Consider the following 25058-nt stretch of genomic DNA (forward strand, 5'->3'; position numbering starts at 1 on the left):
AGACACCGCGCCATTCATAGTGTCTCACCGCTTTTCAATGTCCTCTGCCGGGGTAGAGGGGCGGTGTTTTTACTCGTACACCACCTCAAACTCCATCTTGTAGCTTGCAAAGTCCTGTTTGTTAAACAATGGCAAATACAGCCCGATGTTCATCAGTTCGTCGCCGCCGTAGATTTTGTCCGTTTCAATATGCTGGTAGTTTTTGTCCGGGTCAAGGCCTGCCAGTTTTAATATTTTCAACGGGCCGGCTGCTTCAGACAGTACGTTGAAAAAATAGGCAATGGTATGGTTGCGGTCCGGTGAGACAAATTGCCAGGCGGCGCTGTTGCCTTCAAACGGGTTGATCAGGCGATAAAACCGGCCAAACTGGAACAATTGCCGGTGTGCCTTGTAAAATGCAATCTGGTCCCGGATCACCGCTTTTTCATCTTCCGTGCATTTTGTCAAATCCAACTCATAGCCGAAATTGCCGCCCATTGCCACGTCACCGCGCGTCGATAACGGCGTAACCCGGCCGGTTTGGTGGTTTGGAACGGCCGAAACATGCGCGCCCATCGTAATCGGCGGATAGGCGAGGCTTGTGCCGTACTGGATTTTCAGACGGTCGGCCGCATCGGTATTATCGCTCGTCCACGTTTGCGGCATATAATACAGCATGCCCGGATCAAAACGCCCGCCGCCGCCGGAACAGCTTTCAAACAAAATATCAGGGTAACGCGATGTCAACTTTTCTAAAAAGTCATACAGCCCGAGCATATAGCGGTGGGCGGTTTCTCCCTGGTTTTCCGGCTCCAGCAGGGCGGAATGGACTTCTGTCATATGGCGGTTCATATCCCATTTGATGTAATCGACATGGACATGATCCAGAATATCCGTCATCTGCCGGAAAATGTTTTCGCGCACATCCCTGCGGCTAAAATCGAGCACATATTGGGAGCGCCCTTCAGAAAGCCCGCGGCCCGGAATTTGCAGTGCCCAGTCCGGATGTTCACGGAAAAGGTCGCTGTCCCGCGAAACCATTTCCGGTTCAAACCAGAGCCCGAATTGCATCCCACGTTTATGAATTTCTTCCGCCAGGTTTTTGAGCCCCATCCGGATTTTTCCCGCGTATTCATACCAGTCCCCTAAAGAACTGCGGTCATTGTCCCGGTGGCCGAACCAGCCGTCATCCAGCACAAACAGCTCAATGCCGAGCTTTTGCGCCTCGTCGGCGAGTTCAAGCAATTTTTGATCATGAAACCGGAAATAGGTCGCTTCCCAGTTGTTGATCAACACCGGGCGTTCCGCATCTTTATGTTTGCCGCGCAAAAGATGGCGGCGGTAGAGCGTGTGAAACGTTTGCGACATCCCGTTCAGCCCGTCTCTGCTGTATGCCATCACTGCTTCAGGGGAATAAAAAGTGTCACCCGGCTGCAACGCCCAGCTGAACCCGAAATCATTCAGCCCGATCCCGAGACGCACCTGGCCGAACTGGTCCTGCTGCACCATTCCGGCAAAATTGCCGCTGTAAACGAGGTTCACCGCATATGCTTCACCTTGGAATTCCGTTGTTTCAGGCCGGACAAGCGCCAAAAAAGGATTTTCCTGGTGGCTGCTGGCGCCGCGTTTGCTGTCTACACGCCTGATCCCGTCCGTTACCGTTTCTCTTTTGATTTGCCGTTCGCGTTTATGGGCGCCGGGGAGATGCAACAGCTCAAAACGTCCGGCCGGGAAATCGACATTCAGGCTCATCAAACGTTCAATCCGAACAGGCTTGTTTCCGCCGTTTGTCAGCACAGCCGCGCGGGAAATCGCCGGCAAGTCGCGAAAGATGGTGTATAAAAGCGTTAATTGAAGGCCTGTGAGTTTGTCTTCCAGCATGATTCTCAATGTTTCGGCTTCATTTGGATTGGCAAAAGTAGCGGGAAGCCCGGGAAGCGCCGGCTTGCCTTTTAAAATGTCATACGCCCGGTAGCGGAAGTCCGTGACCGTTGACCCGTCCGCATGCCGGATAACATGCGCCGGCTCACGGAAATCGCCGTTGCCGTATCCCGGGAATTCCTGCAGCACCGTATCCAGTGAAAATTTGCGGTCTTTTGCACCGGGCGGGTTCGGGGAAAAACTGCGGCCGATGCGGGGATAGGCGCGCCCCCCGTGGTAGGCCCTGACCGGCGCTCCCCAATACAGATGTTCAACGCAGCCGAATGCATCTACTTGTAAGAGGTAACTCACTTCATCATTTTGCAAATGGAAAGTTTTCGTTTGTTCATCAAATGTAATCATCCATCTTCCTCCTTCAATAAAATGCAGAGGCCATTTTCAGTTATGCTGCTGAAGTTGGAATGGCCGGGGCATCCCGATTTTGTTCAATATTATACATATGGGATAAAGCAATGGCACATCTGCTTTACCGCTGGAATCCGTTTACACTAATATCATTTTAGTATTTGCACCGGGCCTTGTCACTTGATTTGTAGAGAAGCTGTCCGGGTACATTCGTATCCCAAAAATGCAGCGCCCTTTCCTAGGAAAAATTTGGCATAAAAAAGTTAGCGCCGGGATATTGCATTCTTGTGCTGGCGTTGTAAAATGGCTATTATTAAAAGTAGATGAGAAATATTTTGTTCACATTTACACAATGGAGCTGATGATGATGCGGGAAACCATTTCAAAAGAAAATATCCGGGAAAGAGTGCGCGACATTGTGTTGAACGATTTCGATGATGACCCTTCGGAAATAAAGGACGACACCCTTTTTGTCGATGATCTCGGTGCGGACTGGATTGATCTATCAGAGCTGGCTGTGGAGTTATCGGATGAATTTGATCTCGATATAGAGGAAGATGAAATCAATAAGCTCGTTTCCATTGAAAAAGCAACAGATTATATATATGAAAAACAGCGAAAATGCCGTGAACATCTGGCAATCAAACTGCCGAGAATACTGGAAATGAGAAAGCAAAACAAGGCCCGTGGATAAGCCGAGAACACGGGCCTTGTTTTTGCTTACGGGGTGGTGCCGGTGCGCAATGCACATTTGCAAACCGCTTTTTTTCCATTATACTATTACAAGGCAGTGAAGCGCCCTGTTTTTTGAATATAAGAACTTTACACATCAAATGTGTTGAGATATTCGTTTTTCATTGGAAGGAGAGATTGGATTGGCCATTTTGCAAGGGGAATCATTGATAACGGAAATCCGCGGCCTGGATACAAAAGGTTCCGGGCAGGCGGTTGTCTGGCGTGAAAATGAACTTGGCAACGCGAAAAAATTAAAACTGACCATTCCGCGTACGCTTCCGGGGGAGAAAGTGCGCGTCACCGTGGACCAGCCGGAAAAAAGAAGAAGAAAGGCACTGCCGGAAGAAATTCTCGAAGCCCATCCGGAAAGGGTGGCGCCAATGTGCCCGCACTTTGACCGGTGCGGTGGCTGTGTCTGGCAGCACTGGGCATACGAGGGCCAGTTAAAGCAAAAAACTGCCCATGTAAAAGAAGCCATTGCCGCACAAGGCTTTGACCCGGCGCTTGTCCGTGATACGATCGGCATGGACAATCCCTGGCACTACCGCAATAAAATGGAATTTACATTTGCCCCGGACGGATCGCTCGGCCTGCATGAGCAAGGGAATTTCCGGGAAGTGATTCCGCTTGAAACCTGCCTGATTGCCGGAAAAGAAATGGTGGGTGGCGCGATGGAAGTGGCCGCATGGGTAAAAGGACATGGCTTAAAAGGCTATGACAAAGATGCGCACGAAGGCCTCTTACGCCACTTAATGGTGCGCCAGTCTTTTGTAACAGGGGAAATGATGCTCGCCCTATTTGCAACAAAAGCGCCGGACGGAGAACTGGCTGAAGCGGCCCACGATTTGGCAGAGCGGATCACCGGCAAATTCCCGCAAGTAAAAAGCCTGCTCTGGCTCGAAAATACCGATTGGGCAGACCGGACACAGGCGGAAAAAACACATATCCTCTCCGGACGTGATTTTATTTACGATGAAATGGGCGGTTACCGTTACCGGATATGGTTCGATACATTTTTCCAAACCAACCCGGTACAGGCACAGAAACTCGTCGATCTTGCGCTTGAAATGGGCCGGCCGGAGAAAACAGAAAAAATGATTGACCTGTTCTGCGGCGTCGGCACATTTTCGCTGCCGTTTGCGGACCGTGTCGGGGAACTTGCCGGCATTGAAATCGTCGAAACCTCGATTGAATCTGCCAAACGGAATGCAAAAGACAATGGCATTTCAAACACATATTTCCTTGCCAAAGACGCACGCAAAGGGATTGATGAAGTGCTGGAAAGCTTCGGCAACCCGGAACTGCTGCTCCTCGATCCCCCGCGTTCCGGCGCCGGCGGCAAAGTCATGCGCAAAATCGGCCGGTCCAAACCTGCGCGCATTGTCTATGTCTCCTGCAACCCGGACACATTTGCAACGGATATAAAAGTACTCGAACCGTTTGGCTACAAACTGACTGCCGTCCAGCCGGTGGACTTGTTCCCGCATACGGTGCATGTGGAATGTGTGGCGCATTTGGTTTTGATAAATGAAGACTAGATTTTCATTTCTTTGATGGTCTCAGATTGAATCCGGCATGGAATACTTTATTTTTCTGGTCTTTTAAGAACAATTGTGCTATTATTTATCTTACAAAGAATACGATATAATGGTATATTAAGGGAGGAGCGTTTTTTATGTCTAATATAAACCAACCTGTTTATACAGCTGCTTCCTTGTTTTGCGGGGCTGGCGGTCTTGATATAGGCTTCGAAAGACAAGGGTTTAAGACAATTTGGGCAAACGATATTGATGCTGACGCTTGTGCTACTCACCGCCAATGGAGTGATGCAGAAGTAGTATGCGGCAAAATTGAAGATATAGACTTTAATACGATTCCTAAAACTGATGCTATTTTTGGTGGATTCCCTTGTCAAGGTTTCAGTCTGAGCGGACCAAGAAAAATCGATGATTCACGAAATACTTTATATAAATACTTTGTAAAATTACTGGAAGAAAAACTACCATATATATTCGTTGCTGAAAATGTCAAAGGAATTTTAACATTAGGTGATGGGGCTATCTTTGAGGCGATTGTGACAGATTTTAAAAGTAAAGGATATAAAGTATTCCATCAATTATTAAATGCGAGTAATTATGGCGTGCCGCAAGATAGAGAAAGGGTTATTCTGGTAGGATTTCGTGAGGATTTAAATGTTGAGCAATTTGATTATCCTGAACCACTACCACAAAAAGTAACATTATGTGATGCATTGAAAGATATGCCTGAACCACTACCAGGGGAAATTTGTGATGCACCCTATTCAAGCCGTTTTATGAGTCGAAATAGAAAAAGAAATTGGGATGAAGTAAGTTATACCATCCCGGCAATGGCTAAACAAGTTCCACTTCATCCGAGTTCCCCTAATATGGAAAAATTAGGGAAAGATTTATGGAAGTTTGGGGATGATGGGGTTACAAGACGATTCAGTTGGAGAGAAGCGGCTGCTATTCAAACTTTCCCGAGAAACCTGGAGTTTGTTGGAGATTTGACTTCAAAATATAAACAAATCGGTAATGCAGTCCCAGTTTTACTCGCTTCAGCAGTTGCTGAAAAGGTTTATCAGAAGTTAAACGAGTGTTTACAACAAAGTAAAAAAATTAATTTGGAACGGATGGTGGTGTAAGTATGGCTATACAAACTGAATTAGGTAAAGCGTTTGAATACGCTTGTTTACAGTCGCTGAATAACGCTTTAAGCGGAAAACAACAAATAGTAATCGAACAGAATAATGCATTAGACGTGGCAAGGGATAAATATGATAATGCTGCTACAGAAATGAAAAGCCAGATGGATTCGGGTGCAGACGCAGCGACAAGGGTGATCCTGCGTCTGGAACCCCAACTTACAACTCCTTTATCAAATGTCCCTCTTTATTTTGCTATTCAAGAGGATGCTAGAGGGATTGCGGGAGATGTTAGAGATGTGCTTTGTATTAGACGGCAAAATGATTGGGAAATCGGATTGAGTTGCAAACACAATCATACAGCCGTCAAACACAGTAGATTGTCCGCAAATATTGATTTTGGAGATTCTTGGCTTGGTATTCCTTGTTCGCAAAATTATTTTGATGAGATTACCCCATTATTTAATGAATTACAAAAGTTAAAAGTACAGGGTGAACTTTGGAGGGATATTGATGACAAAGAGGAGCGTTTTTACGCCCCCCTTTTGGAAGCATTTATGCGAGAACTGAAAAGATTAAGTCATGGGAATCCTAAAGTTCCTGAACGCTTACTTCATTATTTGTTAGGGCGAAATGATTTCTATAAGGTGATTACTCACGATCGTAGAAGAGTAACGCAGGTAATGGTCTTTAATATTTATGGAACATTAAACAGAAATGCAGGAAGAGTGCGTTCAATCGTAAATGTTCCTCAATTGAATATGCCAAATCGATTCTTTGACATTAGTTTTAAACCAAATTCACGAAATACTATTCTAGTCACATGTGATAATGGTTGGACAGTAAGCATGAGAATACATAATGCAAGTTCCCGGGTTGAACCAAGTTTGAAATTTGATGTCCAACTGACAGGTGTTCCACCTACCTTGCATAGTCACTATGAAGCGTGGTAATGTTTCGTGTAGTATCTAAAGAGTTTCGTATAGCAAAATTCAACCAGCATTTAACATATCTATAAACTAAGTAACTACATATAAATAAGTAACTACATACTAAAAAACAGGAGCCTTACTGGCTCCTGTTTTCTTTAACAGCTCCTTATTTCGTGTCTAGTTTTATGGGTCCATTATAGTGTTCGGATAATCTTTTTCTGTAATAAATACTTTATTATGTATTTTCACCAGCACCTCATGTGTTGCCACATACACTTCGGACATGTGGAATGTGTGTCTGGCGCATTTGGTTTTAGATGTGTAAACACCAACGATACAGAGCCCTGATTTTGTGAAAATCAACCTTTCCAAAAGCAGGGCTATTTTTTATCCGAAATCAAAATCTCCCAAAGCCGACTTATTACCGGGATTATAATGAATAAATATGATTTGCAATTTTTCGTTTTTTTCTTTTCGCTGAAGTATAATAAAATTAAAGCTGGATAAAATGAGCTAAACATTGCTATTTTGTTACCGGATGCAATAGCAATCATGATGAAAAATGGATGGCTTGGACTTAAACCTGAGCCAGCTCTGAGGAGTAAAAATTTTTCGTGATAATTTAACTATCCCCCCCCAAAAATGCGGCTAAATATGTAATAATTTAAATAATTAGAGCTTGCTGGACGAATATTTTGGCATGGCTTAGTGACAAGTCGAATACAAGCTAAAATTTGATTCGTTCAGCAAGCCCTAATTAAACTTGGCTGTTTTGAGGGGGTTTTTATTTTGGTTACTAGAAAAGAAAAAAGAAATCGTGAAAAAGAAGCAAATTATTTTTTCGAGTTCCTTAAAATTCAGAAGCATTTTTTCAAAGACCTGATGAATAACCTAAAAAAGGTAGCAGACCACCGACATCAAAGCTATATCACTTATGGTCCAGAGGTCCTTTTATTTACGATGATGTTGAAAAATATGACCGGCCTAAAATCCATGAGAAACATGAGTGAGAGTTTTAATAAAGAAGAATGTATTAAAAATGTAGGGAAGGTGTTAGGCTTAGATTCTCTTGAAGAACTTCCACATTATGATACAATTAACGACTTTTTATCTGGCTTAGATGTAAATGAATTAGAAAAAATTAGAACGTATATGATTAAAGAATTATTGAAAAAAAGGTCTCTCGAGTCTTATCGAATTGAAGGAAAGTACTGGGGTGTCATCATTGATGGAACTGGATTACACACCTTTCATGAGAAACATTGTAAACACTGCCTGAGACGGGCATATACAAATAAAGAAACAGGAGAAACGAACGTACTTTATATGCACCATGTACTTGAAGCCAAGCTTGTCGTGGGGGATATGGTCTTCAGTATTGCCTCCGAATTTATCGAAAATGAATCAGAAAATGTTTCTAAGCAAGATTGTGAATTAAAAGCCTTCGACAGGCTGGCAAAGAAAATAAAAAAAATATTTAAAAGACTACCGATTTGTATCTTGGGAGATAGTCTCTATGCATGTGAAACGGTATTTAATCTGTGCAGGGCGCACAAATGGAAATATATATGCAGATTTAAGGAAGGGAGAATTAAAAGTATCTCGACGGAGTTTAAGGCAATAAAAGAGCTGGAACAAAGTAAGGATCAGAATTCATTAGTTTGGGTGAATGATATTGCCTACAAAGACAGAACGGTCAATCTGATGGAGGCCACAATGAAAACAGAGGATGGGAAATCGAAAGAGTATGTATTTATAACGGATATTAAAATCACGAAAAAGAACGTGGAACGACTCATCGCTGCAGGAAGAAGCCGCTGGAAGATTGAAAATCAAGGATTTAACGAACAAAAAAATAATCGTTACAATATAGAACATGCCAATAGCCAAAACTACACAGCCATGAAAAATCATTATTTATTAGTTCAAATAACAGATATTATTAGACAGCTGTTTGAAAAAGGTTCGTCAATCTTAAAAGCACTCAAAAAAACGGCAAAAGAAAAATCCTCAAATCTGTGTAGCCGTCAAGTAAAATTGAACACTTTTTGCTAATTAATTTTGAACACTTTTTTTCATAAAAATGGATGATCGATGTTTCATACGATAGCTGTCATCGTTCCTAAAATGGATGACTTCTGCTCGGTGTAATAATCTGTCCAAAATAGCTGTCGTAATACCTGGATCCCCCAATAGTTCACCCCATTCATTTGGGCCCTTATTAGAAGTTAGAATGACAGAAGCATTGTCATACAAGTCGTTAATTAAATGGAAAAACAAATTTGCCTCCCGTGAATCCATGGCCATGAACATCAAGTCATCAATGATGACCAGGTTTGAATCCCGGATGCGCTTCATTCTTGTTTGCGATTTTCGGGTAACATCTTCCGTCTTCAATGTTTGGATAAGCTGCCCCATGGAGATAAAAGAAACTTTGTAGCCCTGATGAATTGCCTCTATCCCTAATCCCGTTGCCAAATGTGTTTTTCCTACTCCAGGCGGTCCCAGAATAATTAAATTAAAAAGCTGATCAAGCCATGTGAATTCTTTTAACTGATTGATCTGTCTCCTACTTAGCGATTGTTGCTCGTCTACTTGGAATGCATCTATTGTCTTGTAAAACGGAAACGTTGCCCATTTTAATCGTTTTTCAATCAATTTCTCATCTCGGCGTTCCAACTCATAGCTAGTCAGATGTTCCAGAAAAGTGCGGTATGTCCAATCTTGTGATTCAGCTTCTTGAATCAGAGATGGCAAATGATTTGCCGTCTCTGATAATCGCAATGTTCGAAGCTGCTGCTGAAGTTGTTCAAGTGACTGTGTCATACTTTGTTGCTCCTTTCAACACATCCAAATATTGTGCTAATTCCCGGTTCTCCGGCTGTGTATCCAGAAGTGAAGGTTCTATGCCATGCAATGCCTTAATCTCCTCTTCTGCCCGTTTAAATTCCTCTTTTTGTTGCTGCTGTCGCTGAATGAATGCCAGTACGTCACTATATTCACTCGCACTGTATATCCCACGTTTGATGCATTCGCACAATGCTTCATCCCTAGTTCTTTGATCAGAAGCTTTAGACATCTTTAAAACGATTCCCAGCTGATCCCGAACATAACGTGGATATCTGTGATGAATTTCTTCCAGAAAAGCTTTAGCCCTTTCTTCATCTGTAAAATACGAAGATACAGTGGAAATATACGCAGCTATCCCTTTAGTACGATCTCGTGTGTGCTGCCTATCTTGTATAAGTTTTCCTCTCTCGAATGAAATGATATGGTTGGCAATAACTGGCCCATCTGTTTGTTCACGTATTACCAGACGATTCTCAGCTGTTATTTCAATATAGACATCTTTATCTTTTTGATAGGTTCCGAGAGGAACCGAATAGCGATTGGATTGATAGACGATCGTATTGTCCTTACGCACTGTTCTTGTTATACTAGAATTAATACTTGTAGTAGTAATTTCTTTGATAACCGGTTTGAGGTGTTGCTTTTCCAATGTAAACACTTCAACTGGCCTTTTTTTTGTTGTATTATGCACTTTTCGGTTCCCAGTCCTCTCCAGCCAGGATATGCAGCTTTCATTCCATTGATCAATATTTTGAAAGATGCGGTGTTTGGCGAAATTGCCCTTCACATAACCAACGACATTCTCAATTCGCCCTTTGCTTTCCGGGTCAGCTTTTCTGCAGAAATAGACCTTCAATTTTCTCGCTTCCCGATAAGACTGAAATTCCTTTGTCAGAATTAAATCTCCCGCATTCTCGTTTACCATGAGCAGGGCATCCTGATCATATACCAGTTCATCGGTCATCCCTCCAAAGTATTGGAAAGCGTGCTCATGCATGCGAATCATATCTTTTGTCGTAAAAGGCCTGTCCAGCCATTCAACATACTTATATCTAGAATGCGATAACACAAAGCTTATAAAATACAATTTTACACATTTACCTTGAGGCGTTTTCTGATTGGTTTTCCCGAAGTCTACCTGAGCTTGTTGCCCCATTGGCGGGTCAGGTATCGCTTGATAAACCCGTTGATGTGTCTCTTTTGGTATGGCATATTTTTCACGAAGTTCTTTGACATAACTACGTACCGTACTTTCCCCAACAATTAGTTTAGGGTAGTGCTCCATCAACCAATCATGGATCTGTGCCGAAGACACATCTGGGTTTTCACTCAGCCAAGTATGAATAATCATTTCATAAGCATCGAGCTTCTTAGTTCGAGTCTTTGTTGAGGCCTCCCACAAAGCCATTTCTTCCGGAGACTTTTCCAGATATTTATATACTGTGGTTCTTGATATACCAAGCTTTCTGGCTATTCTTCTTATCTTAAATCCTTGTTCTTTTAATTGCTTGATCTTCATGTACATTTCCCATTTGTCCACCTTTACTTCCTCCATAACAATATAAATCAAACTATATTATTATATCGTATCGAGGGAATTATTATCAGGGGAATAACGTCGATGCATTTGATAGGTGTTGCCCCTCCCCGGGGCAACACCTATCAAATGCAAAATACCTGCCCCCATATCTCAGTAAAAGTGTTCATTTTTATCTAGCAGGAATGGTCTACTTTAGTTTAGCATTCACAATCTGTTGGAATCGTTTCGGACACGTATTTTAACAGACGAGGATTTCACCCATTTAAGTAAGCCAATACAAGTAAGGTTTACTTAATGGTTATATTATAGCAAAGGATGTGATGTAAAAAAAGGTTTTTTTGAAGTTATCCACAATTTTAAAAAAGAAATTTGCAAATTCGGCTCTTTTTGACTTTGAAAGCAGAAAAAATAGATGGAAAAATTTTCTAAATGTGGATAAGTCATTTTATCATAAAACATCTAAAAATTGATGAATTTACTCTTCAGAACTGAACCTGAGCCATGTGGAATGTGTTTGCGTTTTAAATTTGATATAATGAAGAAATAAACCACCAGGCGGTGAGAGGTTTTGAGGGTGAGCCGTGAAGAATTAAAGCGGATGATTGATCAAATTCCTGAACAAGATGTCCTTGAAGTGTATGATTTTATTGAATTTTTAACCTTCAAGCGGGGAGAACAAGCACTAAACGAAAAGGAAGTTGAATATCTGGCAAAAGATGAAGAAGTTGTTCGTCAGGTTCAAAAGAGTCGCGAAGATCGGCGAAACGGACGCATTTTCAGCAAAGAACAGGGGCTTAAGTATCTTCGGAGACGTTTCAAGGAGTCTTAAGCGTGGACAAAGAGTATCGTGTATTTTGGTCACAAACTGCGCTGGACGAATTGAGCAATATTCGGGGATACCCTTCAGATGTAAAAGAAAGAAATAATATAAAAATGGATTTTTGAATTATCTACAAAACGATTAATAAAAATTAAGTCTTTTTAGTAATACTCACCAGCATCTTATCTGTTACTTACGTAAATTTCGGACAAGTGCAGTTTGCCACACATTTGTTTTTGACGAATGAAGCCTAAAAAATATGAAGCCCTGAAATGGGAAACTTTACTTTTCCAATTTCAGGGCTTCTCTCACTGAGGTGCCGAACGCCGGGATTATTTTCTATCCCGAAAATTTATCCTTATTTTCATGGTCTCGGATTGAATCCGCCATCATTCGGGCGATGACAGCCCTTATATTAAATGTTAGAATAAGGTAATCTCATATATTCATAGGGGGACAAGATGGTCAAATTTGGATTTAAGTGCGTGATCTCTTTTGTAATGGCTTTCGCTTTTGTATTCCCCACTTTTTCAAATGGTTTGTTCATCAAGGCGCATGCAACTTCCATTACTGTCAAACATGCAACCAGATCGGTGAACCTTGTTTCGAAAGCATCAAGCGCCGGCAAAAAAGTTGGCACTTTGCCCGGCAATGCACCGGTATTTGTCACCGGTTCGTCGGGCAGCTATTACCGCGTTCAATTTCAAAATAAAACGGCCTATGCGTATAAAAAATATATGGCAAACGGCAGACCAAAGGCGTGGTATACCGGCTATGCTGCTGATACAGTGTATTTGCACGACATTCGTACGGGAAAAACATTGAAAAATACGCTTTATCTCGCAACGCCGGTTACCGTTTATGCGAAACAGGGCCACTGGCTGACCATTGGTTATGCAGACGGCTATTACGGATATGCCCAAACTTACGATACCCATATTGTCCGCTACGCCAAACGGGGAATAGATTTATCATATTTGCAACCATCCGGGACAAACGGGATTGATTTCAAAAAAGTGAAAGCGGCGGGTTTTAGCTATGCGATTATAAAAGCAAGTGAGGGAACCGATTTGCCAAAAACGGGCACCGAGGATTATTTTGTCCAGGATGTTAAAGCGGCAGCCAAAGCCGGTTTAAAAGTTCATGTTTATCACATGTTTGACGCCACTTCCATAACGGCCGCGAAACAGGAAGCAGACCATTTTGCGCAGAGGCTAAGTCCTGTGAAACAACAGATTGGCTATGTTTTTGTGGATGTCGAATACGAGAATCTATCGAAAAACAAAGATACTTTAACCCGCTATGTGGATGCCTTTATCACCGAGTTGAAAAGCAAAGGATTCCAACATACTGGGATCTATACGTACTACGATTTTTACAAGAATCGTTTAAATGCATCGAAACTGCCCAAGGGGAATCTATTATGGATTGCACGTTATAACGCAACGCTCGGCATGCAGGCTGACGTTTGGCAGCATCGTAAAACAAACTGTAAGATCAACGGCGTAAAAGGAAATTTTGATTTCGATCTGACTTACAACAAGGCCATTGGCGGCTAAGGTTTTTTGTAAAAAATGGAACGGCAGATAACCAAACAGTATTTGTTTGTGTACATGATGGATAAAAATAAAACGCGGGGCATATGTATGAAATGGGTTGAAGTTCATGCGCATTTTCCGGACGTGGTGTCTGAATGGAAATGCCAGCCATTGATGACATTGAAAACGGTAATGAAGGTTGGAAAGTCTAGTAAAAGCGCGTGCAGAAAATCAAAATCGCGAATGATGTATTTTTCAGGCTGGGGTGCAAAGAAGCGTATCAGATTTCAAATGGATAGCCATGTACCTCTAGTATCTATTGAAATGAAATACAAAGACCAGGGACCTACCATCAGGATGAAACCAGGTCTCCCAACAGCGGAAGACGGCTGTTGGGAGACCTTTATTTTTATGCGCGTGTGAAGAGGGGCCCTTCTGCCGTGGCGTTCGTTGCCTGTACTTTTTTGCCCTTATGGATTTGTAAGCAAATCTTCCAAAGCTTGCCGGAGCGTCGGGAACATGAATTCAAATCCTGCCTGCATGAGGACTTCCGGGCGTACATGCTGGCCTTCAAGCACAAGGCTGCTTTTTTGCCCGAGTGCCAGTTTCAAGGCAAAAGAAGGTACGGGAAGCCAATGCGGCCGGTGTAAAACAGCACCAATGGTTTTGCCAAATGCCTTCATCGTTATAGGCGAAGGGGCAGTGACATTGACCGGGCCGCGGATGTTCTCATTTTTAATAGCAAATAAGATCGATCTTACTACGTCTGTTATATGCACCCACGAGACCCATTGATTGCCGGAACCGACTGTGCCGCCAGCAAACCATTTATACGGCAATACCATAAGGGGCAGTGCTCCGTTTTCCTTTCCAAGCACAACGCCGAATCTCAATAAGACAGTACGGATGGCATGTTTTTCTGCTTGCTTCGCATTGGCTTCCCAACCCGATACCGTCCTGCCAAGAAAATCATTTGCCCTTTGCAATGATTTTTCAGTATACACAGCATTGCGTGATGGCGGATAGATGCCGATTGCACTTGCATTGACCAGCACTGCCGGTTTGCGCGGCATGGCAGACAGGATGCGCAACATTTCATCTGTTGCGCACATCCGGCTTTCATAAATTTGTTTTTGGTGTTTGGCACTCCATCTTCCATCGTTTATGGACACGCCGGCCAAGTTGATGAATACATCCGCATTCCCTATTTCATTTTCGGGAGAAGCATCTTCCACCAGCCATTTTACATACTGCACACGATTTGCCGGCTGCTTGTCTTTCCTTGTTAAAATGACCACTTCATGCCCTTCGCGAAGAAGCATATCCGTTAATTTCCGCCCGATAAATCCGGTCCCGCCAGCGATCACAATCCTCATTTTTGCCCTCCGTTCTGCAAATTTCTCCACGGTTTGCAACTTAAGTCAGGAATAAATGGGCACGAATGATGAAAAATCAAGGTTTCCAACTCATTCGTCCTTGTTTATGGGAAAAAGCCTTCTGTGATGTTCCCGGAGCTGTCCCGATATTAAAAAGTTAATGGAAGACGACATTTTAATCAAGATTAGGATGATAAATCTCCTGTTGCACAAAATTCGGGACTATGATATGGTAAGAGTAATGAAAATGAATATTCATAATAGTCTACTAGGGGCGCCGGGTTGGCTGAGAAGTACCCTTTGAACCTGATCTAGTTCGTACTAGCGTAGGGAAGTAGGTGATGAAATTACACCTGATGATTTGTAATTTATACACCCGCTTTCCGATGGAGGGCGGGTTTTTTATTTTGAAGCTGCTTAGGGCAAAGGGAGAAACCAGCCTGCAAACCGCAATCGGTTTCCCGGTAAACAAGGAGGAATCATTGTTGAAACGATCTTTTACAGAAAGGCTATATCAAAATGTCCAGCCGATTTGGGAGAAAAACCATAACCATCCTTTTGTCGTGGGACTGGGGAACGGAACTTTAGAAAGAGATAAATTTATCTATTATTTAAAGCAGGATTACGTATATTTAGTTGAGTACGCAAAACTGTTTGCCATGGGTGTTGTGAAAGCGGGTAACCTGGACATTATGACGAGATTTGCTGCGGTTCTCCATGAATCGTTGCATTTTGAGATGGAACTGCACCGCCAATACGCTGCCGAGTTTGGCATTACACGCACGGATTTAGAAGCAACTCAACTAACGCCGGCCAATCTTGCTTACACAAGTTATATGCTGCAAGTGGCCGCCAATGGAAGCTTGGCTGAACTTGTTGCCTGCTTGTTGCCGTGTGCCTGGGATTATTGGGAAATTGGGAAACTGCTGAAATTAAATCATCGAGACACATTGGAGACCAATCCTTACAAGAAATGGATCGAAACCTATTCTTCAGAAACGTTCGGCTCCGGAACGCAGTGGTTAATTGACTTAATGGACCAACTGGCAAGCGGAAAATCAGAAACGGAACTGGCAGTCTTAGAACACCATTTCCAAATAGCCTCAAAGTATGAGTATTTATTTTGGGATATGAACGATAAAAAACAAGACTGGCCGGTCTGATTTTCATTCGCAACTAAAAAGGAGGGAGGGTTGGTTCTAATGAGAAAAACACAAAAAATAACAGCAACTGCAGTTATTGCGGCTATCACAACTGCATCCAGCAGCTTGATTTATATCCCCGTAGGTTTTGCAAAAATTTTTCCGGTACAGCATTTTGCCAACATACTCTCGGCTGTTCTGCTCGGCCCCGGTTATGCGGTTGCGCAAGCTTTTATATCCTCGCTTTTACGTAACTTGCTTGGGACAGGAAGTATTTTTGCCTTTCCGGGAAGCATGATCGGCGCGTTTTTGGCAGCTTATCTGTACGCGAAGACGAATAAGCTCATTTTTGCCTTTGTTGGGGAGGTCATGGGGACAGGCATTCTCGGTGCGCTGGCCTGTTATCCTATTGCTGTTTTCCTGCTCGGCCAAGCGTCAACGCTTTTCGGATTTATCCCTGCCTTCTTTTTAAGCTCTTTTGCAGGGGCCATTTTTGGCTATGTTTTGATAAAAGTTTTACAAAAGAATAAAGGATGGGGCAGGATGATCAATCATACCACAAGCAACCACAAGCTTTGAGCCAAGCACCGGGGAGGATTCAAGGCATTTACCACGGTACATACAGGTTGCAAGCAGCCGGTCAAAATCCATGCCAGCAAAATCAGGCTCTTGAAAACAGAGCCTGATGCTGTTGGCATTATGACGCACTCCGGCATAGTCCCATTCATTGCATGCCATTTTGCTATAATAGAAATGCCGGGCGGCGGGCCTGAAAATATCAGTTATGATTTTTGAATTGTCCTTAAGGGGAGTTATGACAAATATTGTGAACTGTTGAGTATAGAATAGGTTTCATATATTTTTGTGTTAACAATCAAATCCATTCAGGAAAAGGAGAATTGCGCATCTCCCATACCGTTGATTTCAAAAATGTGTCTGCTGTTGGTCTGGAGTCTTCGCCTGTTGCGAAGGCGCTGGCCGGTTTGCGTGCGAATGAGGCGCGTTATTTTATGAATAAATACAAACACGTATTTACTGTTTTTCCAGCTGCAGAAAGCAGGGAGACCCTTGACTATGTGAATAGAATTTTGAAAGAAGAACGCGGCATTGAATTTGCAGCCAAGCCATTGGAAACTTCGCGTTTTCAAGTGGAAAATATCCAATTTGCTTACGTCTTTTACGAGGATGGCCTCGTTGTCAATGTAATGTATTCCATAGATGATCCGAAGAAGCGGGCGGTTGGTTTTAAACTTTCTGAGGGGATGGAAGTACCAAAGGAATTAGAAGGGAAATTTAAATTTGCCAGACAAAAGTCAAAACTGGCCGGCACCATACGGGGGTCATTTTTTGTCATAAAAGGCGAGTATTAAAAGCAATAATCTGGACGAGCTTGCTGGACGAGTCAGAACAGGCCAAAAGCTGATTCGTCCGGCAAACTTTCGGTACTTTTCGTTCTTCAAGGACGTAAACTATTCTATCAACTGCCATCTACATAACCAATGCCACATTTTCCATCACTTTTTATTAATTTCATTTGTTTTTTCAACTTAACTGTAAGATATTCCAATTTCCGCCCAGCTGAGAAAAACTCCCCATCCTAGTGATATTGTAAATATTTTAGTTGATCCTTCAATTAAGAAGCCCAATTTTGCACATAACCCTCTGCACTGATTGCGCTTACATGTTTTAACATTTGTTATATGATGAAGATGTAGGAAGGAGGAACAAATGGGAGTGAAAAATATGGGCGCTTCCAAGAAAAAGCTGATTTTAAATTATTTAGCGCATCAAGAAGGATACACATCTGTTGAAGATTTATCAAGCACCTTTAAAATTTCCAAAAGAACGGTCTATTATATTTTCAACGCTCTAAATAAAGAATTGCTTGCAAAAAAAATGGAGCCTATTCAAAATGTCAGGAATGAGGGCTACTATCTAAAAAAAGAAACGAAAGAAAAAATACTTAAAACAGGTGATGTCATCGAAGAATTAACACCGATTAAATATTCAAAAGATGAAAGATGCAACATAGATATTCTGCTTAGTCTAATCAGTACGAAAAAAGTTACCCTTGAAGGGCTGTCTGAACTTGAAAATATCTCAAGAAATACTGCTATAACAGATATTGATCGGGCCAGAAGCCTGCTTAAAAAGTCTAATCTTACTCTTAAGAATGATCCTAAACACGGCTACTGGTTAAGCGGAAAAGAAGAAGATATCCGTTGGTGGTTTCATGAATTTATTAGCAATCACTCAAATTTGTATAGAAAAATGATAAGCAGTGAATATTTTCAACGCTTCATCGATTGCAAAGCTGAAAATCAATTCATACGTGGAACTGGTGCATGGTTAGAAGATGTAGAAAGATTGACAGGAAAACATTTTTCGGACGACGCTATAAACATTTTATCGGTTTATATCCCGTTTGTTATTCAGCGAATTAAAAAGAATAGAACAGTCGGACCATTAAAAGAATACGAATTAAATGTTCTAAAAACGTACCCTGAATACGAACTGGTTTCGCAGCTGTTAAAGTTATTTGATATTAATCCTGAAACATATGAAAACGAAATCTTTTATATAGAAACACTTCTTTTAAGCAGCCAGATCAATTTTATCAGTTCGGAGTCCAAATATGCACCGCAAAAATTTACCGGATTGGATACGGTCGTTGAAAAAGTGATTTTACGTTTTCAACAAATATCCGGCATCAATTTCGATAATATTTATGAATTGAAAAAGAATCTGTACGTGCATCTTCTTGCTTGTTACTATCGGGTGCGTTATGGCGTGAAGTATCAAAACAGGCTGTTAAAGGAGATCAAAAAGAATTACGGGAATGTATTTTCCTTTACAAGATTCTCCATTCAGCCTTTTGAAGCCTTTTGTAAACATTCTATCAGTGAAGATGAAATCTCGTTAATTTCGATTTATTTTGGTGCGGAAATTGATAAACAAAGGAAAAACTGGCCTACAAAAGCAGTTCAAAAAGTTTTGCTTGTCTGCAGCAGCGGTGTTGGAACTGCAGCCATCTTGAAACAAAAACTTCAATCGTTGTTTCCATTTGTAAGTTTTGAAGGTCCAATCACAGAGCGAGAGTATTTAAAACAATCGGAAATACAGGAAAACCTGGTGATTTCCACGGTAAACATTCCGGAAAAAAATAAAAAAGTCATTACAGTTCATTCCATCCCGGATCATCAGGATTTAAAAATACTCACCAAAAATCTTGTTCAATTTGATATTTATCGAAATGAACTTGTCTCATCTATTTTGGATGTTGTTAGTGATTATGCGAAGATTCATGACTTTAATGGCTTAACACAAGGATTAATTCAGCTGTTTAATAAACCAAACTTCAAGAGTGGAACAGGAGGGATCTATCAGCCAATGCTGAGTGAGCTATTAACTGATCATACAATTCAAGTTGTAAAAAATGATGGCCTCGATTGGATGAAAGCCATTCAAAAGAGCGCAAGCCCGCTCTTAATGGAGGGCAAAATTAACCAGGAATATATTGATGCCATGATAAACGTTGTCAATCAGCATGGGCCGTTTATCAATATTGGCAGAGAAATTGCCTTGGCGCATGCACGTCCCGAAAATGGTGTCAAGCACTTAGGAATGTCACTGTTGAAGCTTGATAAACCGGTTGATTTAGTAGATAAAGAACATCCGGTTAGGATTTTTATTACTTTAGCAGCCATCGATAATACGGCCCACTTAAAAGCATTATCCGAGCTTGCAACATTGCTGGGGAAGGAAGAAAAATTAGAGCAACTTTTACATGCGAAAACGAAAGAAGAAATTTTATCCATTATTACAGAGGAGGAGAATATTCAATGAAAATTGCAGCTGTATGCGGATCAGGTTTAGGTTCCAGTTTCATGATTGAAATGAACATCAAGTCGATTTTAGATCAATTAGGGATTAATCAGGATGATATTGAAGTGACTCACTTCGATATGGGAAGTGCTACCCCGGATTCTGCAGACCATTTCTTTGTCGGCCAGGATTTAGCTGAGGCAACTGAAAAACTTGGAGCCGAGAAAGTAACAGTATTAAAAAGTATTATTGATAAAAATGAATTGAAAGAAAAAGTGGTTCAATTTTTGCAAGAATCCGGTCGTTTGCCTGAATAATTCATGGATAAGCAAAAAATTCGTGCATGGATGGGTTTTTATCCAGATCTAACCAAAGATGAATGAACAAAGCATTATTTTTTCATTCAGACAAATTGAGGTGACGAGATCATGAAAGATTTTTTAAATGTATTAATTGGTATTGCCAGTACGCCGGCACTTCTTGTTGCTTTAATTGCCGTTATCGGTTTAATCCTTCAAAAGAAATCGATCAGTAACATATTGCTGGGCGGTATAAAGACGTTTGTAGGATTCCTGGTTTTAACAGGGGGTGCGGGTATTGTACAGAATTCTTTAACACCATTTGGGGAAATGTTTAAACATGCTTTTTCCGTTCAGGGTGTTGTCCCAAATAATGAGGCGATTGTAGCCCTTGCCCTCACAAAATATGGTACACCAACAGCATTGATTATGCTGGTTGGCATGATTGTCAATATTTTCATTGCACGATTTACGAGATTTAAATATATCTATTTAACAGGGCATGCGACTTTATATATGTCCTGTATGATTGCGGTCATTATGACGGTATCCGGTTTTACATCCGTACCCTTAATCCTTTTAGGCGGATTGATTCTCGGAATGGCAAATGCCTTGTCACCGGCTATCGTGCAGCCATTCATGAAAAATGTTACTGGTACAGATGAAGTTGCACTTGGACATACCGGTAATTTTGGATACATGATTTCAGCTGTTATTGGTAAATTTTTCGGAAATCAAAACCATTCAACAGAAGATCTTAAAGTCCCAAAAGGCCTTTCCTTCTTGCGTGATTCAACGGTTGCCATAACGCTTACGATGGGAGTTATTTATATAATTCTAGCTATTTTTACTGGCAAAGGATATATTGAAGCAAAACTAAGCGATGGAACAAACTTTATTATTTATGCCATCCAAATGGCAGGTACTTTTGCTGCAGGTGTGTTTGTCATCCTTTCGGGTGTCCGTTTGATCTTAGGCGAAATCATTCCGGCGTTTAAAGGGATTTCTGAAAAATTAGTTCCAAACTCTAAACCGGCACTTGACTGTCCAATTGTTTTTCCATATGCCCCAAATGCTGTTTTGGTCGGCTTTTTCTCAAGCTTTATCGGAGGAATCGTGAGCATGTTTCTGATGATTGCCTTCCACACGATAATCGTTTTACCAGGTGTCGTTCCTCACTTTTTCTGTGGTGCAACAGCAGGGGTATTTGGCAATGCAACAGGCGGGCGCAGAGGTGCGATACTCGGTTCATTCATCCATGGAATCGTTATTAGTTTCATGCCGATTGCGTTGATGCCGGTATTAGGCAATCTTGGCTTTGAAAATTCTACATTCTCTGATACAGACTATGGTGTTGTCGGCCTTTTCTTAGGAGGTTTAGGAGGATTAGGAGGCGTTGTACTGATAACGACAGGAATTTTTGCTGTTCTTGCCATTATGCTTATTCTAACCGCGTTCAAAAAGAAAAATGCAAATCCTGCTGGAAATAAATAACCAATTGGTTTGGGGAATTTTAGAGATGAGATAAGTGTAAATGGTCTGGACATCCATGGCTGCCATTTTAAAAGACTAAAGCGGATGAATGGATCCGTATGAACGGATGTACTGCTAAAATGCTGTGGGACTCTTCAAATCACTTAAAAAGAAAAAGCAATTGGCTTAAAAACGAAAGAAAGCTCTTTTTGTAGCCGCGAAAAGAGCTTTCTTTTAATGTAGAAAGCCGAGTTGCTGATGGTGCCTACTCATGCGAATGTTTAAAATGAAAACAACGGTGTTAAGAAAAAGCCCTTATTATATAAAATGAACTTAAGTTTTTCATCAAGCATGAGCAGCAATTTGCATGAGGCCTACTTTATTCAGCAGGCAACGGAGCCGCGATATTTTGTTCATTTATATAGGAGCTTTTTTAAGATGTTTTTTTCGTGATTACATCTATTAATTTGATGAATGCTTTTATTATAAATGTGATTACTGCAGCGATCACAAAAGATCCAAAGATCAAGGCAATATAATTAACATTTATAGCTGGAGACATTATTTGTGATGCAAATGCAACTAAGACAATCAAATAAGTAATAATAAACGTTTTAGATAAAAAGAAGCTTTTCAAGCCGCACACCTCCATTCATCATTTCATTTAATGGTTTGCCCGGACCAAGTCTTTCCGTTTTTATCTCCTCTTATATAAACTTTAACATAAACATCTTCAACAGTAAGCTCTATCCCTTGATATTCAGCACCATAATGAAAATTTCCTTTTCCATAGACTTCTCCATGATTGGCACTATTTATAAGCGTCCCATGTGACCACCCAGAAACTTGCCATATTGATAAATTACCTCTTCTATACCACGCATCCACAAAATGAGGAGTAACTTTTGAATGGTTATAAGAGAAATAGCCTTTTACACCTACTTTAAATAAAGTTTGCCCTAGCACATATCCCTTAGCCGTGTAAGTATGTGTAATAGTTTTGGTATTTTTGGTGGCGGCCCTTGCATATAATACGTTTGTATTACTTAATGTTGGTGTTTCTTCCGTAATATTTACAAAATAGGCGGGACCATCTGTAAATATTACCGAAACATTATCGTTTATCGTTTCTTCGACAAAGTTTCCATTATCAATATTTTCATCTACATAATCATCTAAATTTACTTCTTGGCCTGTTCCTAAGTCTTCCGATGGCTTATCAATATCAGGTAAAATTTCTTTGTCCTGAAACTCTTTCGTGTCAATATTTACAGTATTTTCTTCATACACCTTGTCGATGGATGAATCAACTTGATCATCAGTGGTAGGATTATCTTTTTTTAGTTCACTAACAACCTTTGCTTAAAGTTCGGGAACAGAATCGATGGTAGGCTTTTCATCAGCATGAACAACTGAGCTAAAGTTTACTGAAGGAAAAGAAACCAAAGAAATTGACAAAGCAACAGGGACAATTACTCTAAATAACTTTACTTTCATAACTATTAGCCTCCTTTTTGATATGTGACGCACTTATTATAACATCATTTTGAAATCGATTCCATAAAAAATTAAAAAAATACAATTTTTTTGAATCTCTATCCGTTTCACGTTCCTCATTAGTTTTTCTTTATGGGGTATTATCTTCTTTCTCATAGGTTACAAATTCCATCACAAATGCCTTTTTTCAGATAATGGCAGACACGGCTGCAATAAAACCTTTTCTGCCTGTGGTCAGAAAAAAGGTATTGAAAAGCGAAAAAATTCATTCTATAATATGCGCATAGTGTTATTTAGCCAACCATTGTGATGTTCCGGGCAGGGGGCACCTTTTATATCCAAAATTCTGGCTACTGGTTTCTTCAGTTTTATGGTTGGAGGATGGTTCTCTGTCGGAATGTAATGTGAATAGGTGAATCATTTGTCAAACCATTTGCTGAATCCGCTTACAAAAACAGTTGCGAAACAGGGGTATGGCATGGCAAATGGCGAAAAATCGATATGGGCGGCAGGGGGGAGACACCCGTTCTGTAAAGAAGAATGAAAGTCCAGCATATTTTTTCAGGATGGATGCCATGCCGGGGCGAATGCGGTAATGTAAAAAATGGAAGCGCATACTTTCAAGCGGCAAGGCAGTCCGGATATTGCCAATGGGCTGCTTTTGGCCGGGAAATGGGCAAAGGATGCACACTGTTTTTACGCGCAAAAAAGACGACAGCGTGTAACTGAATCAAGGGGATGGGAGGATGAATGCATTTGCAAACAAAAACGTTACAGGAAACAGATGAAAAATATTTATGGCATGCCATGAGGGGAGCCGCAAGTCCCGGGCAGCCCAATTTGATTATCACAAAAGCGGAAGGTGCTTGGGTAACGGACATTGAGGGTAACCGCTATTTGGACGGGATGGCCGGGTTATGGTGTGTGAATACCGGTTACGGCCGGAAAGAATTGGCGGAAGCGGCATACAAGCAGCTTCTTGAGATGCCGTACTATCCGTTATCCCAAAGCCACGTGCCTGCCATTCAGCTGGCCGAAAAATTAAACGAATGGCTTGGCGGGGATTACGTCATTTTCTTCTCTAACAGCGGTTCGGAAGCCAATGAGACGGCTTTTAAAATTGCCCGCCAATACCACCGGCAAAGAGGGGACCTGGACCGGTACAAGTTTATTTCCCGTTATCGCGCGTATCACGGCAATACGATGGGGGCGCTTGCGGCAACAGGCCAGGCACAAAGAAAGTATAAGTATGAACCGCTTGGACAGGGATTTCTTCATGTTGCACCTCCTGACACGTACCGGCATCCGGATGACGTGGAAACGCTTGAAAGTGCCAAGGAAATCGACCGTGTAATGACGTGGGAGCTAAGTGAAACGATTGCCGGTGTTATTATGGAACCGATCATTACTGGCGGAGGGATTTTACTGCCGCCTGATGGTTATATGGCGAAGGTGAAAGAGATTTGCGAAAAGCACGGTGCCCTTCTGATTTGTGATGAAGTCATCTGCGGATTCGGACGGACCGGAAAGGCATTTGGTTTTATGCACTACGGCGTGAAGCCGGACATCATTACAATGGCAAAAGGGATTACGAGCGGTTATCTCCCGCTATCAGCGACTGCTGTCAAAAGGGAAATTTACGAGGCATATGCGGGCAGTGAAGATTATGACCGTTTCCGGCATGTTAACACATTCGGAGGAAATCCTGCAGCCTGTGCGCTGGCTTTAAAGAATTTAGAATTAATGGAAAATGAGGCGTTGTTTGAACGTTCCCGCTTACTGGGTGAACGGCTGCTAGAAGCGCTAAAAAGCCTGAAGGATCATCCAAATGTAGGGGATGTCCGCGGAAAAGGATTGCTGGTTGGCATTGAGCTCGTGGAAAATAAACAAACAAAGGAACCGGCTGCAGTCGAAAAACTGAACAAAGTGATAAGCGCCTGCAAAGAAAAAGGCCTGTTAATCGGCAAGAACGGCGATACTGTTGCGGGATTTAACAATGTCTTGCAGCTTTCCCCGCCGTTAAGCATAACCGATGATGACTTTCACACGATCGTACAGGTTTTAAAAGAAAGCATCTTCCAATTGTAAAAACGTTTCTTGT

21 protein-coding genes and 1 riboswitch are annotated in these 25058 nt (G+C 41.6%); of the genes, 15 read left to right on the plus strand and 6 right to left on the minus strand.

Features of this window, described 5'->3' with window-relative positions; translation table 11 throughout:
- Positions 1-69: 69 nt before the first annotated feature.
- A complete protein-coding gene (locus NSU00_RS03445; RefSeq protein WP_340703414.1) occupies positions 70-2262 on the minus strand; it encodes an alpha-galactosidase in 2193 nt (730 codons plus the stop codon).
- A 364-nt stretch (positions 2263-2626) separates the two neighbouring features.
- Here NSU00_RS03445 and NSU00_RS03450 point away from each other — a divergent pair, with 364 nt between their 5' ends.
- The 5 genes from NSU00_RS03450 to NSU00_RS03470 all read left to right on the plus strand — a co-directional run bounded on the left by NSU00_RS03450 (position 2627) and on the right by NSU00_RS03470 (position 8652).
- Positions 2627-2959 carry an acyl carrier protein gene (locus NSU00_RS03450; RefSeq protein WP_244490605.1) on the plus strand — a complete coding sequence of 111 codons (333 nt, stop codon included), beginning with the start codon at positions 2627-2629 and terminating at the stop codon, positions 2957-2959.
- A 181-nt stretch (positions 2960-3140) separates the two neighbouring features.
- Complete coding sequence (gene rlmD / locus NSU00_RS03455) at positions 3141-4538, plus strand: 23S rRNA (uracil(1939)-C(5))-methyltransferase RlmD (protein ID WP_340703415.1); 1398 nt, start codon at positions 3141-3143, stop codon at positions 4536-4538.
- 137 nt (positions 4539-4675) lie between these two features.
- Complete coding sequence (locus NSU00_RS03460; RefSeq protein WP_340703416.1) at positions 4676-5665, plus strand: DNA cytosine methyltransferase; 990 nt, start codon at positions 4676-4678, stop codon at positions 5663-5665.
- A 2-nt stretch (positions 5666-5667) separates the two neighbouring features.
- Complete coding sequence (locus tag NSU00_RS03465; RefSeq protein WP_340703417.1) at positions 5668-6618, plus strand: HaeIII family restriction endonuclease; 951 nt, start codon at positions 5668-5670, stop codon at positions 6616-6618.
- Positions 6619-7386: 768 nt separating this feature from the next.
- A complete protein-coding gene (locus tag NSU00_RS03470) occupies positions 7387-8652 on the plus strand; it encodes a transposase family protein (RefSeq protein ID WP_340703418.1) in 1266 nt (421 codons plus the stop codon).
- Here NSU00_RS03470 and istB read toward each other — a convergent pair whose 3' ends face one another.
- A complete protein-coding gene (istB, locus tag NSU00_RS03475; RefSeq protein ID WP_035191190.1) occupies positions 8653-9423 on the minus strand; it encodes an IS21-like element helper ATPase IstB in 771 nt (256 codons plus the stop codon). It lies immediately after the preceding gene.
- Entirely contained in the window at positions 9407-11002 is a 1596-nt protein-coding gene (gene istA / locus NSU00_RS03480; protein ID WP_412734241.1) for an IS21 family transposase, read from the minus strand. The genes istB and istA overlap by 17 nt, the downstream gene beginning before the upstream one ends.
- A 559-nt stretch (positions 11003-11561) precedes the next feature.
- Between istA and NSU00_RS03485 the strand changes: the two genes are divergently transcribed.
- From NSU00_RS03485 to NSU00_RS03495, 3 genes are all read left to right on the plus strand, one after another.
- Positions 11562-11816 carry a hypothetical protein gene (locus NSU00_RS03485; RefSeq protein ID WP_340703419.1) on the plus strand — a complete coding sequence of 85 codons (255 nt, stop codon included), beginning with the start codon at positions 11562-11564 and terminating at the stop codon, positions 11814-11816.
- A 452-nt stretch (positions 11817-12268) separates the two neighbouring features.
- A complete protein-coding gene (locus NSU00_RS03490; protein ID WP_340703420.1) occupies positions 12269-13366 on the plus strand; it encodes a GH25 family lysozyme in 1098 nt (365 codons plus the stop codon).
- A gap of 87 nt (positions 13367-13453) precedes the next feature.
- A complete protein-coding gene (locus tag NSU00_RS03495; RefSeq protein ID WP_340703422.1) occupies positions 13454-13768 on the plus strand; it encodes a hypothetical protein in 315 nt (104 codons plus the stop codon).
- 47 nt (positions 13769-13815) lie between these two features.
- Here NSU00_RS03495 and NSU00_RS03500 read toward each other — a convergent pair whose 3' ends face one another.
- Positions 13816-14721 carry a TIGR01777 family oxidoreductase gene (locus tag NSU00_RS03500; RefSeq protein WP_327076450.1) on the minus strand — a complete coding sequence of 302 codons (906 nt, stop codon included), beginning with the start codon at positions 14719-14721 and terminating at the stop codon, positions 13816-13818.
- 260 nt (positions 14722-14981) lie between these two features.
- Positions 14982-15071, plus strand: a riboswitch (TPP riboswitch).
- Here NSU00_RS03500 and tenA point away from each other — a divergent pair.
- The 6 genes from tenA (at position 15063) to NSU00_RS03530 (ending at position 21481) form a co-directional block, all read left to right on the plus strand.
- Positions 15063-15884, plus strand: coding sequence for a thiaminase II (gene tenA, locus NSU00_RS03505; protein ID WP_340703423.1), 822 nt, complete (start codon positions 15063-15065; stop codon positions 15882-15884). It overlaps the preceding riboswitch by 9 nt.
- Before the next feature lie 39 nt (positions 15885-15923).
- Positions 15924-16442 carry an energy coupling factor transporter S component ThiW gene (gene thiW / locus NSU00_RS03510; protein WP_340703424.1) on the plus strand — a complete coding sequence of 173 codons (519 nt, stop codon included), beginning with the start codon at positions 15924-15926 and terminating at the stop codon, positions 16440-16442.
- A 326-nt stretch (positions 16443-16768) separates the two neighbouring features.
- The gene (locus NSU00_RS03515; protein ID WP_340703910.1) at positions 16769-17233 is read left to right on the plus strand and encodes a phage tail protein; all 465 of its coding nucleotides are present in this window, start codon (positions 16769-16771) and stop codon (positions 17231-17233) included.
- 358 nt (positions 17234-17591) lie between these two features.
- Positions 17592-19709, plus strand: a complete 2118-nt coding sequence (locus NSU00_RS03520; RefSeq protein WP_237348986.1) for a BglG family transcription antiterminator — start codon at positions 17592-17594, stop codon at positions 19707-19709.
- Entirely contained in the window at positions 19706-20005 is a 300-nt protein-coding gene (locus NSU00_RS03525; RefSeq protein ID WP_035182291.1) for a PTS sugar transporter subunit IIB, read from the plus strand. Before NSU00_RS03520 ends, NSU00_RS03525 begins: the two co-directional genes overlap by 4 nt.
- Positions 20006-20116: 111 nt before the next feature.
- Positions 20117-21481: a PTS ascorbate transporter subunit IIC gene (locus tag NSU00_RS03530; protein WP_035182290.1), complete on the plus strand. Its 1365-nt coding sequence runs from the start codon at positions 20117-20119 to the stop codon at positions 21479-21481.
- Between the two features lie 639 nt (positions 21482-22120).
- Here NSU00_RS03530 and NSU00_RS03535 read toward each other — a convergent pair.
- Positions 22121-22750, minus strand: a complete 630-nt coding sequence (locus NSU00_RS03535) for a hypothetical protein (protein WP_340703426.1) — start codon at positions 22748-22750, stop codon at positions 22121-22123.
- 72 nt (positions 22751-22822) lie between these two features.
- Positions 22823-22957, minus strand: coding sequence for a hypothetical protein (locus tag NSU00_RS03540; RefSeq protein WP_340703427.1), 135 nt, complete (start codon positions 22955-22957; stop codon positions 22823-22825).
- Between the two features lie 750 nt (positions 22958-23707).
- On the opposite strand from NSU00_RS03540, the gene NSU00_RS03545 reads away from it, so the two are divergent.
- The gene (locus NSU00_RS03545; RefSeq protein ID WP_340703428.1) at positions 23708-25045 is read left to right on the plus strand and encodes an aspartate aminotransferase family protein; all 1338 of its coding nucleotides are present in this window, start codon (positions 23708-23710) and stop codon (positions 25043-25045) included.
- Positions 25046-25058: the final 13 nt, after the last annotated feature.

It is taken from the genome of Weizmannia sp. FSL W8-0401 (assembly GCF_038009125.1).
GTDB classification, from domain to species: domain Bacteria; phylum Bacillota; class Bacilli; order Bacillales; family Bacillaceae_C; genus Weizmannia; species Weizmannia coagulans.